Below are 16,270 nucleotides of genomic sequence, written 5' to 3'. Positions count from 1 at the left end.
GTCGATTCACCTCATTCGGTCAGCCCTTCACGGAGCCGAGCAATACGCCTTTGACAAAATGCTTCTGCAGGAACGGATACACCAACAAAATCGGAGCGACCGTCAAAATAATCGCCGCTGCCTTAAGCCCTTCCGGCTGGATGTAGGAAGCTCCCTCCGCGCCGCTCAGCAGCGAGTCGATCGGCATCTGCAGCATCTGGTACAGCTTGACCGTCACCGGCAGCAGCCGGGAGTCGGTAATAAAATAGAGAGCGTTCGAGTACGTGTTCCACAGCGCCACCGCATAGAACAGCGAGATGGCCGCGAGAATTGGCTTCGAGAGCGGCAGCGTCAGTCGGAAGAAGATGGACAGGTCGGTCGCGCCGTCGATCGTCGCGGACTCCTCGAGCTCGGCCGGCATTCCCTCGAAGAACGACTTCATCACGAACAGGTTGTATGCGCTGACGAGACCGGGCAGCCAGATTGCCCAATACGAGTCGAGCAGTTGCAATTGCTTCATCAGCAGGAAGAGCGGAATCAGGCCGGTGCCGAACAGCATGCTGAACAGCACGACGAACGTGAAGAATGCCCTGCCCCTCAGCCGCTTCTTGGACAGCGTATACGCCGCCGGCGTCGTCGCCAGCATATGCAGCGCCGTTCCCGCCGCCGTGATGATCACCGTGTTCTTCAGGGCGGCCAGGAGCTGGCCGTCGCGAATCAATTGAACGTACGCTTGCGCGTTGAACTCGACGGGCCACAGCGACACCTCGCCGGAGATGATCGCCCGGCTGCTGCTGAACGATACTGCCAGAATATTCAGAATAGGGAAGACCGTCATGAACCCGCATACTGCCAGGAACACGTACAAGGACGTCCGGCCGAGGCGATTCACCATAAGCCTCCCTCCCCCAGCTTCTTCACGGTCTTGTTCACGATCAGCACCAGAATCAGGCCGATCACTCCCTGGAACAAGCCGACCGCCGTCGCGAGACTGTATTGCGCATTCTGCAGTCCGATGCGGTAGACGTACGTGCTGATGACGTCGGAGACGCTGAACACGGCTGCGTTCTGCAAGTTGTACACGTGCTCGAAGCCGACGTCCATCATCTTGCCCATCTGCAGGACGAGCAGCACGGCGATCGTTCCCCGGATGCCGGGCAGCGTAATATGCCACACCTGGCGAAGCCTCCCCGCCCCGTCCATCTTGGCCGCCTCGTACAGCCCGGGGTCGATCGCTGCCATCGCTGCCATATAGATGATCGTTCCCCAACCGGCGCTCTGCCAGATGGTCGAGACGATGAAGACGACCGGCCACCAGACGGAGCTCGTCATGAAGTAGATCGGCTCCACCCCGAACAGGCCGAGCAGCGCGTTCACCACCCCGGTCGAAGGCGAGAGCAGCGACACGATCATGCCGCCCAGCACAACCCAGGAGATGAAGAACGGCAGATACAGCAGGTTCTGCACCGCCCGCTTGAACCATTCCGCGCGCACCTCGTTAAGCAAGAGCGCCAGCACGATCGGCGCGGGGAAGGCGAACGCGAGATGATAGACGTTCAGCAGCAGCGTATTGCCGAGCACATGCCAGAAGTCCTCGCTGTTGAACAGCGTCCGGAAGTGCTTCAGGCCGACCCACTCGCTGCCCCAGATTCCGTCCAGCAAGCGGTAATTCTTGAAGGCGATCGTCTCCCCGAACAAGGTGACATACTTGAACACGATAAAGTAAGCCAATGCCGGAAGCAGGAATACATACAAGTAACGGTCGCGGTATACGTCGCGAAGCCGGGAGCGCCGCGTCTTCGGGACGGAGGCCGCCGGCAAGGCGGCCCGTCCGAGCATCCGCTCCCCTCTCATGCTGCTCATCGGGTCTTCCACTCCAATCTCTTTAGTTCAGCCTGTCCGCTTATTGCAGCTTATCTTTATTGGCATCGTACCAGGCCTGAACCTTGGCCGTCGCCTGCTCGCCGCCCAGGCTCTCCCACGCTTGACGGATGTCCTTGACGGCTTCCGCCGCGCTTATGCCGGTCATCGCCGCACGAGTGTTGATCTCCTTCCACTTCGCCTCGAATTGGGTGGCGATGGTCGAATACTCGGCGACCGGGGGAACGTACGGGAAGTCCTTGCGGAAGTCATACGATTCGGAGTTGCGGATAATCGTGCTCTTCAGCGCGGCCAGATCCTGATCGTTCGGGTCCTCGCCCGCGCGGGCCGTCACGTATTCCGGCGTCATCCGCTCCTGCTGGACAAGCCGGTATTCGGACGCGTAGCTGACCTCCGTCTTGTACTTGTCGAGGTCGAGCGTGACCGGGATGCCGTCCTTCATCTCGTAGTGCTCGCCTTCGGTGCCGTACGTCAGCGGCTCCCAGCCCTCGTCGATCAGCCAGTCGACGAGCTTGATGGCCGCCTGCGGGTTCTTCAAGTCCTTGTTGAAGGCGGTCAGCAGATGGTTCGGAACCTCGAGCTGATAGCCGTTCGTTCCGTATTCCGTCTCAAGCGGCGGAACGACGGACAGCTTGGCGTTCGGATCGTTCTTCCGCAGATCGCTCATCGTGTTGTCCATGTTCACGTTGCTGAAGAAGATGCCCGCTCTTCCCGTCGTCCAGAGCTGCTTCTGACGCGAGAACTCCTTGTCCGTCGCGAACTCCTTGTCGACGAGCTCCTCCTTGTAGGCCAGTTGGCGGAAGTCGAGCGCCGCCTCGTAGCGGCCGGTGAAGAAGCTCTGGACAACCTTGCCGTCTTCCACGAACCATTCGCCGCTGCGGGCCATGAACCAGTCGTCCGTAATCGCCATATAGGAGGTGGACATCGCCATCGGAATCGTGTCCTTCTGGCCGTTGCCGTCCGGATCGTTGTCGCGGAACGCCTTCGCCACCTCGACCAGTTCGTCCACCGTCGTCGGCATGGACAGCCCGAGCTTGTCGAGCCAATCCTGGCGGATGAAGATTGCGGTGTTGGCGCGGGTCGGCCGCAGGGAGGCGATCGCGTACATCTTGCCGTCCTCGAGCGTCAGGTACGGCTTCAGCTCCGGATGCTCCTCGAGATAAGCCTTGTAGCTTGTGCTGTACTTCTCGATGTAATCGTCGATCGGCTGAATGGCGCCTTCGCTGGCCCAGCGCACGATGAAGTCCCGATTGTATGTCGCGAGCAATTCCGGAGCCTGGCCGGAAGCGATCAGCACGTTGAACTTGTCGGCTTCCTGGTTGCGCGGAATCGGCACCCAACTGACCTGAACGCCGGAATTGTCGTTAATGTACTTCGTCCAGCGATTGTCCTCGTAAGTGCCTTCCCCGGCGGCTACCGCGCCGCGGTCGTAGATCGAAGCGGTCACCTTCATCGGCAGCGACGCGCTGGCGCTTGCCTGCTCCGAAGGCGCCCCCTCGGCCGCTTCCTTGTTGTTCGAATCCGTGTTCTCCGAGCTGCAGCCGGCCAACACCGCCGTTCCCGCAAGCGCAAGCGCCGCGAGGGAGAGCGCGCTCCTTCCGATCCGCGTGCCCCTTCCGGCCTGCCTGCCGATTCGTCTGCCGATTCGCTTGCTTTCGTTGCTCTCGCTGCTGTTGTTGATCTCGCTGCTGTTGTTGATCTCGTTCACTTCGCCTGACCTCCGTTTTGTATAATCGATCCGATAAGGCTTCATGCGGCTCTGCGCCGTCCGCAACCCCAATATAGCCGGGCGGGCGCTGCGGCGGCCAGTTGCACAATCTACAATCGGGTATGAATGGCTGTCGAACGCGGGTTTTTGCGGAATTCGCTACCCCGGCATAGATTCTGACACTCGCTGCCCGCACTCTTGTTGTCATATAATCGTAGAGTCCATTTTACACGGCAGAGGTTGGGAGAGGGGAGAACGGCATGAGAAGAAAACTATCCGTCAAGCTGCAGCTCGTCTACATCGCGTTGTTCTTCCTCATCATCCTGACGACGGTTGTCCTGAATTACGCAAGCTCGGAGAAGCAGCTCAAGACGCAGGTCGTCAGCTCCAACCAGAACGTGCTGAGCCAGATCAGCAAGCGGGTCGACAGCACGCTGCAGGAGATCGACCTGACCGTCCTGAACTTCCTTCGCGTCGGCAACGCCTACTCCTTCTTCGATAATCCCGCCTCCGACTCGCCCGAATACTTGCTTGAGGTGTCGCAGTTGCAGGATCGGCTCGGCTCCGTTCTGGCGTCGAACTTCGATATGAAGACCGTGCTGCTCTATTCGGCGCGCAGCGGCAAGCTGGTCTCCCCTTCGAGCTATTCAAGCCTGGAGCAATTCGAAGGGATGGGCTGGATTCGCGGCTTCCTGGACGGCCCGAAGGCCGACAAGTGGTCGGCGTTCCCTTCCCCGGAGAACGGGGGAGCGGCGGTCCGCGACTTCCTGATGATCCGCTATTACCCGTTCACGGCAAGCCCGCGCGCGGCAAGCGGAGTCGTCATCGCCCAGATTAACGAGAAGAGCATCTCCGACATGTTCGGGGATCTGCAATTCGGAGACAGCTACAACGTCTTCCTGGTCGACCGCGAAGGAACGATCCTGTCCCATAAGGACCCTTCGATGATTCACCGCAGCATCCGGGACCAGAGCTACAGCCGCGAGGTGCTGGAACGGGCAGGCGGAGGCTTCGTCGAAGAGCGAACGTCGAACGGGAGGAATCTGATCTTCTACCAGCACTCCTCCTACTCGGACTGGACGCTCGTCTACGTCGTCTCCCAGAAGCAGCTCGACAAGCTGTCTCTGGCGGCGCGCAACCTATTGATCGGCCTTGCCTGCCTGATGGCGCTTATCGCCATCGCCGCGACGATCTTCGTCAATCGCCGCTGGTTCAAGCCGATGGAGCACTTCGTCGTCAAGCTCGAGGAGCTGGCGCTGCGCCATTACCGCGATTCCGGCGACGGACAGGCCCCCCGGCCCGGAGTCATCTCCTATGTCGATCTGCAATCGAGAATCCAGCAGGTGTTCACCGGCTATTCCAGCGCGGAGAAGCAACTGCACGAGAGCCTGCCCGCGCTTAAGCTGCAGATCATGTTCGATATGCTCAACGGCAGCAGGACCCGGTTCGAGGCGGCGGAGCCGCTGCTGAAGCACGTCGGCGTCGAGCTGTATCCCAAGCATTATATCGCGCTGACGATGGAATTCGACAACAGTCCCGAGACCCGCCAGACCGGAGATTTGCACCTCTACCTGTACGGGCTCTGCAACGTCGCTGAGGAGACGCTGCAGACCATGGACGAGGCTCTCAAGGGGGCGGCCGTTCAGATCAACGACTCCCAGTCCGTCATGATCTTAAGCTTCGGGGAACGCGAGGAAGACGATTACGACGATATAGCGAAGCGGTTCGGAAGTCGGCTGAAGGAATACATCAAGATCAACTTCAAGCGGACCATCTGCATCGGAATCGGCACCCGCTACGAGGACTTCCGCGACATCCGCACCTCCTACCTGGAATCGGCGACCTTCCTATCGTGCAAAATGTTAACCGGTCCCGACTCCCTCCTGACGTCCGGAGTTGCCGGGGATTGGAACAGCCGCGCCTTGATGGAGGTGCTGGAGACCGTCGACTTGCTGGTGTCGGCGGTCAAGCAAGCGGATGCGAACGAGGCGGAGCGGCTGTCCGGCCAGCTTCTGGCCAACGCAACCGGATGCAATCTGTCGAAGGACATGCTGATCCAGCTCTACCTGCAGGTCGTTCTCGAAGCGCTGCGATCCGCAGCCGCTTCAGGCCTGGACGAGCCGTTTCTCGCGGAGCGGGACACGCTGCTCGCCCGCTTCCGGCAATGCGAGACGGCCCGCGAGATGAACGACATCGTCCGCGACCTTGTGCTGCGGGTCATCTCCGCGTGGAGCGAGAAGAGAAGCAGCCGCAAGAAGACGCAGGAGCTGGTCGAGGCGATTAAGGCTTATATCAAGCTGCACTACGCGCAGAGCGGCATCTCGGTGAACTTCCTGGCCGACCTGTTCGGCATCAGCCCGAATTACTTGAGCCGGCTGTTCAAGGAGCACACGGGCGGCAACTTCGTCGACTATCTGATCGAAGAGCGGATGCGCGCCGCCGGCGGCTTGCTGCTGGACACTCCGCTGAAGCTGAACGACATCGCCGAACAGGTCGGCTACACCAACTTCTCCAGCTTCCTTCGCAACTTCAAGAAGGTGTACGGCATGACGCCGACCGAGTATCGCCAATGGAACGGCGGCGCAGGGAGAAGCTCGGCCGAGTAAGAACCGGGCAAGGAAGATCGCCGCGAAGCGGCCGCGCGATCCCCCGTTCCCCCCGCCATCCGGGCACGCAGGAACCCGTCTTGCAAAATTTTGTTTGATTCTTATAATTGTTAAGCCAGAAACAGCACGTTATAATAGTGAAAATGCACAAGAAAATTGGGAGGAAACACAATGAGCAGCAAGATCAAGGTAGGCATCGTAGGGTACGGCAATCTGGGACGGGGAGTCGTATCCGCGATCGGTCAGAATCCGGACATGGAGCTGGTCGGCATCTTCACCCGCCGCGACCCGGCCGCATTCGCTTCCGAGCAAGGGCTGAGCTTCTTCCGAATCTCCGATGCCGAGAGCTTCCAAGGCAAGATTGACGTTATGATTCTGTGCGGCGGTTCGGCAACCGACCTACCGGAGCAAGGACCGGAATTCGCCAAGCTGTTCAACACCGTCGACAGCTTCGATACGCATGCGAAAATTCCGGAATACTTCGAGCGCGTGAACGACGCCGCCGTCACGGCGGGCACGATCGCCGTCATCTCCACCGGCTGGGACCCGGGCCTCTTCTCGATCAACCGCCTCATGGCGGAATCGATCCTGAGCGAAGGCACGGACTACACGTTCTGGGGCAAGGGCGTCAGCCAAGGCCACTCCGACGCAATCCGCCGCGTGGCGGGCGTCAAGGGCGGCGTTCAATATACCGTTCCTTCCGAAGAAGTCATCAACCGCATTCGCGGCGGCGAGACGCCGGAGCTGTCCACCCGGGACAAGCATATCCGCGACTGCTACGTGGTCGCCGAGGAAGGCGCGGACCAAGACAAGATTCGCCAAGAGATCGTCTCCATGCCGAACTACTTCTCCGACTACGACACGACCGTGACGTTCATCAGCGAAGAGGAGCTGCGCCGCGATCATTCCGAGATGCCGCACGGCGGCTTCGTGATCCGCAGCGGCGTAACGGGCAAGAATACGCGCCAGATTATCGAGTACTCCCTCAAGCTTGAGAGCAACCCGGAATTCACCGCCAGCGTGCTGACGGCCTATGCCCGCGCCGCCCATCGCCTCGCAGGCGAAGGCGCCAAGGGTGCGAAGACCGTATTCGACATCGCTCCGGGTTACCTGTCGCCGAAGTCGCCGGAACAGCTTCGCAAGGAGCTTCTGTAAGAACGGACAGCCCTGTCTTTCCTCTAGTTTCACAACCAAGCCTTATTCAACGTAAGGCTTGGTTTTTCTTATTTTAGCGACTTTCAACAGTATAATTATTCAGTAACTATAGGGTTTTTGAATATTATATAAAAGTTTTATTAATGCCCGAAAAAATATTTCTATAGGCCTATGGATTCACGGGAAGCGAATATGCTGATAGAATGTGCAAATAAAAGGTGAATCAGTGCAAATCTGTAGCCTCTCAAAGGAGAATGATTGCCATGAGCACGCAAGTGTCCGCCGATGCTTACATCGAACAGATTTTTAGCAAGGTTCAACAAAAGAACCCGAACGAGAGCGAATTCCACCAAGCGGTCTACGAAATTCTGGTTACGCTGAAGCCCGTTCTCGAGCAGCACCCCGAATTCATTGAGCAAGGCATCGTTGAATCGATCGTCGAACCGGAACGCATGGTCACCTTCCGCGTGCCGTGGTTGGACGACGCCGGACGTGTCCAAGTGAACCGCGGCTTCCGCGTTCAATTCAACAGCGCAATCGGTCCTTACAAGGGCGGACTTCGCTTCCACCCTTCCGTCAACGCGAGCATCATCAAGTTCCTCGGCTTCGAACAGATCTTCAAGAACTCCCTGACCGGCTTGCCGATCGGCGGCGGCAAGGGCGGCTCGGACTTCGATCCGAAGGGCAAGTCGGATAGAGAGATTATGCACTTCTGCCAGAGCTTCATGACCGAGCTGTACCGTTACCTGGGCCAAGACACGGACGTGCCGGCCGGCGATATCGGTGTCGGAGCAAGAGAGATCGGCTACATGTTCGGCCAGTACAAGCGGATTCGCGGCGTGAGCGAAGCGGGCGTCCTGACGGGCAAGGGGCTCGAGTACGGCGGCAGCCTTGCGCGCAAGGAAGCTACGGGTTACGGTTGCGTATACTTCGTGGACGAGATGCTGCAAGCGGCAGGCAAGAGCTTCGAAGGGAAGACGGTTGTCGTCTCCGGTTCGGGCAACGTCTCCATCTACGCGATCGAGAAGGCGGCCCAGCTCGGCGCCAAGATCGTTGCGTGCAGCGATTCCGGCGGCTACATCTACGATCCGAACGGCATCAACCTCGACACGGTCAAGCAGCTTAAGGAAGTCGAGCGCAAGCGGATCGACGAATACGTCCGCTTCCATCCCGAAGCGGAATACCATTCCGGCTGTACGGGAATCTGGACGATTCCGTGCGACATCGCCCTTCCTTGCGCCACGCAGAACGAGATCGACGAGGAATCGGCGAAGACGCTCGTTCGCAATGGCGTTATCGCTATCGGCGAAGGCGCGAACATGCCGTCCACGCTGGAAGCGATCGACGTATTCCTGAAGGGCGGCGTCCTGTTCGGACCTGCCAAGGCTGCCAACGCCGGCGGCGTGGCCGTCTCCGCGCTCGAGATGTCGCAGAACAGCATGCGCTATTCGTGGACGTTCGAGGAAGTCGACGAGAAGCTCAAGGGCATCATGAAGGCCATCCACCAGCACAGCGCCGATGCGGCTGTCAACTACGGCACGCCGGGCAACCTGGTGGCTGGAGCGAACATCGCGGGCTTCCTGAAGGTCGCCAAGATCATGATGGCTCACGGCGTCGTGTAAGTTTAAGCTTATACGCCAAGACATAGAGCGCTTGAATAATGGATAATAGTTAAAGGGGGCTTCCGCCCCCTTTTTTTCATTTATATGGCTGCTTACAGAGGAATGCTTAAGCTCTCGGCGGTCCGGCGAATGTAGCCTGCGGCTTCCGCATACTCCTCTTCCTTGGACAGATGCTCGATAATGAGCGGGATGTCCGGATCGAGCTTGTGCAGCTCCGTCAAGAACGTTCGGTAGTCGAGTGCTCCTTGCCCCGGGATTTTCTCATCGAGATGTACCGTCAGGCGGCCGGCCAGCGCGATATCCTTCGCATGGCAGTTCTTGATATAGGGTCCAAGCTTGGCGAAAAAGTCGCGGATCATGTCCCCGTTCCGATAGAACACCCGCGGGCTGCTGACCATGTTGACCGGATCGAGATGGACCGCGAACGCCGGACGGTCGATCGCCCGGATAAGCTTCAGGTAGGAGTCCGCCGAGTCGGGGAACACCCATGGCATCGTCTCCAGCGTATAGAACGTGCTGCGCGGCTTCACCGCGTCGATGACCTCCCGCACGGAGTCCACAATCAGCGCGAACGTGGCGTCCGAGAAGTTGTCCGGATGCGGCCCGTCCCACTGCTCTCCCCGCGAGCCGGCGATATTGACGCAGCATAGCGCTCCCAGTCTCTCGGCCAAGGCGAGCTGCCCCTTGCAATGCTCCAGCGCAGCCTTGCGCACCGCATCGTCCGGGCTGATCGGGTTGCACCATGCCCCGACCTCGCCGATCAGGAGATCGTTCCTCCCGGCCTCATCGAGATAAGCGGCGACCACAGTGTCGTCGGCATCCTTGCCGATAGGGCAGACGGACGCCCGGAAGCCGTGCCTCTTCATATCCTGCGCCCAGTCGGAAGGGTCTTCATAGCTTCGCCATAACGAGGTTCCCAGTCTCATCACCACAGCTCCTCTCATGTCTTCTCTCATTAAGTGTACTAGCCTCGCCCGCAAGGTTCAAATCCTTCGTTTGAGATCTCTGTTGCGAAGCATCTATTCAAATTTGACTAGATGGACCAAATTGCCTATAATTAAGCTCCTGTCGTTCCGCCAACCAAACCTCTATAGACGGGAGGAATCAATCCCATGTCAGCCGCTCGACTGCTTGTTCTCGGAGCACTGGCCCGCCGAGGAATTGCGCACGGCTACGGCGTCCACCAGGATCTCGTCTCCTGGAGAGCCGATACGTGGACCAGCGTGAAGCCGGGTTCGATCTATCACGCGCTTGAGAAGCTGGCTTCCCAGGGCTTGATCGAGCCTTCCTCGTCGGAGGACTCGACCAAGCTTGGCCCCGCTCGCACCGAGTACGCCATCACGGAGGAAGGCCGGCAAGAATTCATTCGTCTGCTGGAAGCGGCGCTGAAGAACAACGACTTCCAGATGGTCGCAGCCGGCATCGCCTTCATGGAGTTCCTTCCCCGCGCCCGGGCCGCCCGGCTTCTGGAAGAACGGCTCGACTCGCTTCGTGCGACGGTATCGTTCCTGCGGACGCTGCCGACACAGCCGATTCCCGCCGATCCGTCCAAGCATCCCGAACTCGTCGGGCTGTGGGTCGGCTACTTCGACTATGCCGTCGCCTCGACGGAATCGCTGCTGCAAGCCTTGCGCTCGGGAAGCTACCTCTTCATCGATGAGCAAAAATAAGGAGGAGTTCCAACGAATGGATGCTGCCCTGCATGACGGAAGTCGGATACCGGTCGAGATCCGCGGAGACGGTCCGACCGTGCTTCTGCCGGTTAACCCCGTGCCGGTCGAAGGAGCCCAGGCCGAAGAGATGCGGCGTTGGGGGGCCGATCCGGCGCTCGGGCGAACGTTGATCGAAGGCTTAAGCGACCGCTTCCGGGTCGTCGCCTTCGGTTATGAAGATCATGTGCAGCGGCACCCGAAGCCGCTCACCTTGACGCCGGCCCATATCGCCGCCGACTTCCTTGCCATCGCCGATGCCGCCGGCGCCGAACGCTTCGCCTATTACGGCTATTCGTGGCTCGCCTTGAGCGGGCTGCAGCTCGCCATCCGAACCGACCGCCTGTCGGCTCTTGTCATGGGAGGTTTTCCTCCTATCGGCGGCCCTTATCGCGAGATGCTTGCCGTCACCCGAGCGACCCGCAAGATGGCGAACGACGGCCTGAGCGAAGGGGAGAAGCGCGCTAACGATCCGGAACCGGAGCATCCCGTCCCGAACGCTGCCGCCGCGGCCCCTATGGATTCCGCTCCGGCGGCAAGCTCCAACTGGGAGGATTACGACTGGTCGAACGTGGACATCCCGATGAATGCCGCGCAGACCGAGCAATTCGTCACTCTGTACGAGCACCTGCAGCACTTTGACGACCGTGCCGCTCAGAGCCGCATCCGCTGTCCCCGCCTCGCCTTCGCAGGCTCCGCCGACCGGATCGACTACGGCGCCCGCTGGGGCGACGTCCAGGTGGACATTGCCGGTCCGCTCCTGCGGCATCGGGAGGAGCTCGAAGCGCTCGGCTGGAAGGTGCGCCTGTCGGACGGCCTCGATCACACATCCGCCATGCAGGCGAAGAACGTGCTGCCGCTTATTGGCCCCTGGCTGGATCGCCATCTGCTGAGGGAATGATCCGGCTATGTCCGCGACGGCTGATCCGGGAGTGAGTCGGTGAGCCGGCTGCGTTCGCGATGGCTTGGCCGGTTGCACCGCCTGCAATTTGCGATTTTATGTGGTTTTTCACATTCGTTGGCGCGGATTCGTGGCAATCGTGGCGTTTTATGTGATTTTTAGCATATATGCGGCAACTCGCTCCGGAATTTTCTCTATGTATGCTATTTTTCACATAGAATCTCCCAAACCACCTGTTATCACGCTGCACGAATGTGAAATTTCACATAAAGTCCTCGTGACTGGCGGTGCCGGCGGGGGCTGAGGGTCTGGCGATAGCTGGTTGTAGTGGGTTGGAGGCTCTGAGGTCGGCGGCATCTGCGGTGTTTGTGGTATCTGCCGGGTCTGTAGTGGTTGTGGTATTTGTGGTATTTGTGGTATTTGTGGTATTTGTGGTATTTGTGGTGTCTGTGGTGTCTGTGGTGTCTGTGATGTTTGCGGTGTCTGTTGTATCTGCGGGTCTGTGGTATCTGCGGGTCTGTGGGTATGGTGGTTGTAGTGTTGTGGTGGTTGTAGTGTTGTGGTGGTTGTAGTGTTGTGGTGGTTGTAGTGTTGTGGTGGTTGTAGTGTTGTGGTGGTTGTGGCCTTTGTGGTGTCTGTAGTGTTTGTAGTGTCTACGATATCGACGAGGGGCTGCGGGGGCTCCTGATAGAACAACAAGGGCCCCCGTTCGGGAGCCCCTGCTCTGAGCTTACAGGCTGAGCTGATGGCCCTTCTCCAGCCGCTGGATCTGCTTCTCGCCGGTGTCGGCCAGCTCGCGGAACTGGTTGATCGTGTCGCGCATCTTCGGCAGCGCTTCTTGCTTGTATGCGCTGATCGAGTCCAGCGCGTCGATCACGTCGGTGAACGCAGCCTTCAGCGTATCGACCGAGACGCTCGTCTCAAGCGCCTGCTTGTGAATCGCCGCGCCTTGCTCCTTGAGCATCCTCGACGTACCGGCGATCAGCTCGTTCGTCGTCTGGTTCAGCAGCTCGATCTTCTTCAGCACGATCTGCTGGTTGTACAGCGCGCTGGCGACCGTGACGGCGATCTTGAGCGCGGAGACGGTCACCGTCTTGGCGCGATCCACGCCGCGGATGAGCTCCTTGTTGTTGCGCATGACGACTTCCATCGCCATGATGCCCTGCTGATTCACGACGAGCATCTGCTGCAGGTCCATCACCCGTTGCCGCAGCGGGAAAAGCACCTCTTCGGTAATGAACCGAATTTTCTCCGGGTCCTCTCCCCTCATGCGGGCGGCATCCACCTGGGCTTCGATCGATTCGTCCATCAACGTGCCGAGCTGTATCTCCTTCTGCAGCCTCTTGGTCAGGTCGCGCAGCGTCTGCTGCTCCAGCTCCAGCGTCGTGTTGTCGTTCTTCAGCGTCGCCCTGCCCTTGTCGAGCGAGACGACGATGTCGGCGATGACCGAGTCCGCCTTCTCGAATCTCAGGAAGTACGCCCGCAGCGGATTGAACAGCTTGCCGAGGAACCCCCGCTTCGCGAAGTCGATCGCGCTCGGGTCCAGGTCCTTAAGCTGCATGTGCAGCTCGGTGAGCCCCTTCGCGACCTGGCCGCCGTCGTCGCCCGACCGGGACAGGTTGCCGACCGATACCTGCAGCAGCGAGTTCTTGTTCGACGACGCCTTCATCGTGTTCAGGCCGAACGAATCGATCGACTGAAGAATATCCTTCTTCGTCTCCAGCGAATCCAGGTCGATCGCCATGATCGCGACGACGTTGGCGTCCGCCGTCTCCTTCAGCTTCGCGACCTCCTCCGGAACCGGCTTCACCTCTTGCTCGATAACCGCCTTGATCTCCTCCGGGCTCGATACTTCCATCGTGAACGACATGCCCATTCCTCCTCGAATTTATCGCTTGGTGTGCCTCTGCCCTTTATACTTGCACGTTGAACAGGTTGCCGATTTTATAGACGACATCGTCCGTGTCCGCGTTGATGCTCGCCGCCTCGTTGATGCCCGAGATGCTCTCCAGCGCCTTGATGTTCGCGTTGTAGCCGATCGTGTAGATCGGAATTTTGTACGTCTCGATAAGCCCCTTGATGTCGTTCAGCGAGTTGCCCTGGTTCGTCTCGCCGTCGCTGAGGACGAAGATGATCGGCTTCACGTTCGGGTTCGCCGCCAGATCGTCCTGAAGCATCTTGAGCGCGACGATGATGCCGTCGAACGTAGCGGTGCCGCCTCCGGCTTGCAGGCTGTTCACCGCGCCGACGAACATGGACTGTTGGTTCGTATCGTACGTGCCGATCGGCAGGTTGATGGCCACGTCGTCCGAGTACGAGACGAGACCGATCCGGTTGTCCTTGCCCAGGTACTTCTGCCCCTTGGTCAGCGATTCCTTCAGCCGGTTAAGCGGCTCCCCCGCCATGCTGCCGGAGACGTCGGTGACGAATACGGCCGAGATCGCCTTGCTGCCGTTCTTCTTCTCCTTCCAGAGCTTCTGCGCGGAGGCGATCAAGCTTCCGTCCACCGGCGCCAGCTCCGACTGATAGTCCTCGAGGCCGTTGAACCCCTTCTCCCCGGCCAGCTTCTGGTACTTCTCCTGCGCCACGAATTCGACGAACTTCTTCAGGATGTCGGTCTTCTGCTGCGACAGCTCGCCAAGCGCGTACAGCGGGCTGTCGTGACGCACGCCGAACGGAGTGAACACGTAGCCGCTCTTCAAGTCCGTCGCGTTGACGAACGTCTGGTACTCGAGCACGAAGGCGTCGAGGCTGCCCGACTTCGCCGCATCCCGCATCTGGATCGTCGTCGAGGCGATAAACGGCACGTTCTCCTGGAACTTCTCGAACCCTTGAACCGCCTTCTCGCCCAGAATGTCGGAGCTGTCGAACGTATCGAGAGCGGTGAGCAGGAAGTTGAGTCCCGTCGAGCTGGCGAACGGGTCCGTGTAGCCCATCGCCAGCTCGTTCGCGGCGATCGCATCGGTTACCGTCTTCACGTTCACCGCGCCGTACTTCTCGATAATCGCGTCATACTTCGCCTTCGAGATGACGATGCCCGGAACGTTGCCCGCCAGCCGCTTCGCGATAAGCTCCGTCTTGACCCCGGCGGCTTCGACCATCTGCCCCCACAGCTCGTTCGAAGGCGTGAATGCGTCCGGAACGTACTTGCCGGACTTGATGTAGTCCGCCGCCGTGCCGGAGGCGATGTTCCGCAGCTTCACCGACGCCTTGCTGCCGTTCACTTCCGGCTGCTCCTTGTTGAACGCTTCCGCAACCTCGGTCAGCCAGCCGTCGACTCCCGCCCCGCCCTTCTCCGTAGACGAGAAAATCTCCACATAATCCGAAGTCGTGTTATCGACCGTAATCGGGAACTTCGAGATGTCCGGAAGCGCGTCGCCGATATCCGCCGGGTCCAGGTCGATCTGCCCCTTGACCGGCTCCTCTGTCGTCACCGACAGCCCCGAATACAGCCGCTCCAGCTTCTTGGCCGCATCCTCCGCCGACACCTGCTTGTCGCTTTTGCCCCAATTGGAGGTCATGTTCACTCCCACGTAGACGAGCCCGAACACGACGACAAGCACGAGCACGGATAGCCCCAACAGTTTGCCCTTGTTCACTCTTGCTGCCCCCTTTATTGCTTGTAAAATTTAGTCTGCTTGATCAGCGAATCGATCTCCTGCATGCACGCCATCTGCTCGATGTCCCCGGGCTCGAAGCTGTCCAGCCGGGATATCTCCAGCAGCAGCTTGTCGAGCTTAAGCAGAATCTCTTCGTTGGAATCGAGCGAGCTCTTCACGAAGCCGATGTAGTCGTTGTAGACGTTCGTCCGTTCCTGCAGCAGCTCCCTGGAGAACCGCGCCTGCTTCGGATTCTGGATGCTGCGGAGCTCCGACTCGTCGAACACGTGCAGGCGGTTCAGGAGACTCCGAATGTTCAAGTAGAACAGCTTCTCCACCTCGCCCGCCGCCGAGGCGAACTTCCTGTAGCTCAGCTCGCCCGGAGCGAACCGTTGACCGAGCACGCCGCGCAGCGTCTCCGTCTTCTTCTCCATGCGTTCGATCTGCTCGATCGCCAGCCGCACGTCTTCCTCGAGCGCCTTGACCCTCCGATAGCGCGACAGCGCCTCCGCATAGTCCTCGGGCGTATCGAGTTCCTTCAGCGGAACCGGAGCCGCCGGCTTCAGCAGCCATACGTAGCTTCCTCCGACGAGCGCAAGAGCGCTTGCGAGCAGCAGCGTCACCCCGGTTGCCGCCTCCATCGCTCCTCCGCCAAGACTAACCCCCATGAATCCGGGGGAGAACACGACGATATTCAGGGCCGCCACACCGAGAGCGAGACCGAACAGCTTGATAATTCTCATGGCTTCTCCCTCCTGCCGAACCGTTGCCTCCCGTATGTATTCGACTTTTTCGGCCATAATCCTATTAAATGCTCCATTAATTTGTTGTTGATTTATTTTATAGAGTTGTTGATTTATTTTATAGAATAGAATCGCCGTTTATGTTCGAATTGGATTCGGATGGCACTCGTTGCACTTGTTATGAAGGGATACGTTGCTGGAGGATGCCCGGTTGCACATTCGCCGCTCGCGCCTCGGAGGCATTGTGAAGAGGCACAGCGACTGCAAGTCCGCGAGGGCAAGCATGACAAATCGGCAATTGAAGCTAGGAATCGCAGGCGAAACGCGTTATTATCGTTGCATGTCTAGAAGCCGAACGGGAACGAGG

At 59.3% G+C, this 16,270-nt stretch carries 12 protein-coding genes; 5 read left to right on the top strand and 7 right to left on the bottom strand.

Annotated elements, in window-relative coordinates; all coding sequences use genetic code 11:
- Positions 1-19 precede the first annotated feature (19 nt).
- From E6C55_RS04605 to E6C55_RS04595, 3 genes are read right to left on the bottom strand one after another with little or no spacing between them, the layout of a single operon-like run.
- Complete coding sequence (locus E6C55_RS04605) at positions 20-874, bottom strand: carbohydrate ABC transporter permease (protein ID WP_136368603.1); 855 nt, start codon at positions 872-874, stop codon at positions 20-22.
- On the bottom strand, positions 868-1,833 hold the full coding sequence (locus tag E6C55_RS04600) for an ABC transporter permease (protein WP_230986544.1): 966 nt from the start codon (positions 1,831-1,833) through the stop codon (positions 868-870). Before E6C55_RS04600 ends, E6C55_RS04605 begins: the two co-directional genes overlap by 7 nt.
- A 49-nt stretch (positions 1,834-1,882) precedes the next feature.
- Positions 1,883-3,568, bottom strand: coding sequence for an extracellular solute-binding protein (locus E6C55_RS04595; RefSeq protein ID WP_168735458.1), 1,686 nt, complete (start codon positions 3,566-3,568; stop codon positions 1,883-1,885).
- Between the two features lie 260 nt (positions 3,569-3,828).
- Here E6C55_RS04595 and E6C55_RS04590 point away from each other — a divergent pair, with 260 nt between their 5' ends.
- The 3 genes from E6C55_RS04590 to gdhA all read left to right on the top strand — a co-directional run bounded on the left by E6C55_RS04590 (position 3,829) and on the right by gdhA (position 8,951).
- Positions 3,829-6,174 (top strand): helix-turn-helix domain-containing protein, encoded by a 2,346-nt coding sequence (locus E6C55_RS04590; RefSeq protein WP_136368601.1) that lies wholly within the window; start codon positions 3,829-3,831, stop codon positions 6,172-6,174.
- Positions 6,175-6,345: 171 nt separating this feature from the next.
- On the top strand, positions 6,346-7,329 hold the full coding sequence (locus E6C55_RS04585) for a diaminopimelate dehydrogenase (protein WP_136368600.1): 984 nt from the start codon (positions 6,346-6,348) through the stop codon (positions 7,327-7,329).
- A gap of 263 nt (positions 7,330-7,592) precedes the next feature.
- The gene (gene gdhA, locus E6C55_RS04580; RefSeq protein ID WP_407923685.1) at positions 7,593-8,951 is read left to right on the top strand and encodes an NADP-specific glutamate dehydrogenase; all 1,359 of its coding nucleotides are present in this window, start codon (positions 7,593-7,595) and stop codon (positions 8,949-8,951) included.
- Positions 8,952-9,043: 92 nt separating this feature from the next.
- Here the strand turns inward: gdhA and E6C55_RS04575 are convergent, their stop codons facing one another.
- A complete protein-coding gene (locus E6C55_RS04575; RefSeq protein WP_136368599.1) occupies positions 9,044-9,877 on the bottom strand; it encodes a sugar phosphate isomerase/epimerase family protein in 834 nt (277 codons plus the stop codon).
- 186 nt (positions 9,878-10,063) lie between these two features.
- Here E6C55_RS04575 and E6C55_RS04570 point away from each other — a divergent pair, with 186 nt between their 5' ends.
- Together E6C55_RS04570 and E6C55_RS04565 are read left to right on the top strand one after the other, a co-directional pair.
- Positions 10,064-10,621 (top strand): PadR family transcriptional regulator, encoded by a 558-nt coding sequence (locus tag E6C55_RS04570; protein WP_136368598.1) that lies wholly within the window; start codon positions 10,064-10,066, stop codon positions 10,619-10,621.
- A 16-nt stretch (positions 10,622-10,637) separates the two neighbouring features.
- Entirely contained in the window at positions 10,638-11,561 is a 924-nt protein-coding gene (locus E6C55_RS04565; protein ID WP_136368597.1) for an alpha/beta fold hydrolase, read from the top strand.
- A gap of 730 nt (positions 11,562-12,291) precedes the next feature.
- Here E6C55_RS04565 and E6C55_RS04560 read toward each other — a convergent pair.
- The 3 genes from E6C55_RS04560 to E6C55_RS04550 are packed head-to-tail and all read right to left on the bottom strand — an operon-like array spanning position 12,292 to position 15,903.
- The gene (locus E6C55_RS04560; protein WP_136368596.1) at positions 12,292-13,431 is read right to left on the bottom strand and encodes a toxic anion resistance protein; all 1,140 of its coding nucleotides are present in this window, start codon (positions 13,429-13,431) and stop codon (positions 12,292-12,294) included.
- A 43-nt stretch (positions 13,432-13,474) separates the two neighbouring features.
- A complete protein-coding gene (locus tag E6C55_RS04555) occupies positions 13,475-15,160 on the bottom strand; it encodes a vWA domain-containing protein (RefSeq protein ID WP_230986534.1) in 1,686 nt (561 codons plus the stop codon).
- A 14-nt stretch (positions 15,161-15,174) separates the two neighbouring features.
- Positions 15,175-15,903, bottom strand: coding sequence for a hypothetical protein (locus E6C55_RS04550; RefSeq protein WP_136368595.1), 729 nt, complete (start codon positions 15,901-15,903; stop codon positions 15,175-15,177).
- Positions 15,904-16,270: the final 367 nt, after the last annotated feature.

Origin of the sequence: Cohnella fermenti, from assembly GCF_004801405.1 — a bacterium.
Taxonomy (GTDB): Bacteria; Bacillota; Bacilli; order Paenibacillales; family Paenibacillaceae; genus Cohnella; species Cohnella fermenti.
The sequence above is the reverse complement of the archived record's forward strand: the minus strand, read 5'-3'. Positions and strand labels throughout refer to the sequence as shown.

Excerpts from the sequence above, each read along its gene's own strand:
- E6C55_RS04605 (WP_136368603.1), bottom strand. The coding sequence starts at position 874 with ATGGTGAATCGCCTCGGCCGGACGTCCTTGTACGTGTTCCTGGCAGTA.
- E6C55_RS04600 (WP_230986544.1), bottom strand. The coding sequence starts at position 1,833 with ATGAGAGGGGAGCGGATGCTCGGACGGGCCGCCTTGCCGGCGGCCTCC.
- E6C55_RS04590 (WP_136368601.1), top strand. The coding sequence starts at position 3,829 with ATGAGAAGAAAACTATCCGTCAAGCTGCAGCTCGTCTACATCGCGTTG.
- E6C55_RS04585 (WP_136368600.1), top strand. The coding sequence starts at position 6,346 with ATGAGCAGCAAGATCAAGGTAGGCATCGTAGGGTACGGCAATCTGGGA.
- gdhA (WP_407923685.1), top strand. The coding sequence starts at position 7,593 with ATGAGCACGCAAGTGTCCGCCGATGCTTACATCGAACAGATTTTTAGC.
- E6C55_RS04575 (WP_136368599.1), bottom strand. The coding sequence starts at position 9,877 with ATGAGACTGGGAACCTCGTTATGGCGAAGCTATGAAGACCCTTCCGAC.
- E6C55_RS04570 (WP_136368598.1), top strand. The coding sequence starts at position 10,064 with ATGTCAGCCGCTCGACTGCTTGTTCTCGGAGCACTGGCCCGCCGAGGA.
- E6C55_RS04565 (WP_136368597.1), top strand. The coding sequence starts at position 10,638 with ATGGATGCTGCCCTGCATGACGGAAGTCGGATACCGGTCGAGATCCGC.
- E6C55_RS04560 (WP_136368596.1), bottom strand. The coding sequence starts at position 13,431 with ATGTCGTTCACGATGGAAGTATCGAGCCCGGAGGAGATCAAGGCGGTT.
- E6C55_RS04550 (WP_136368595.1), bottom strand. The coding sequence starts at position 15,903 with ATGAGAATTATCAAGCTGTTCGGTCTCGCTCTCGGTGTGGCGGCCCTG.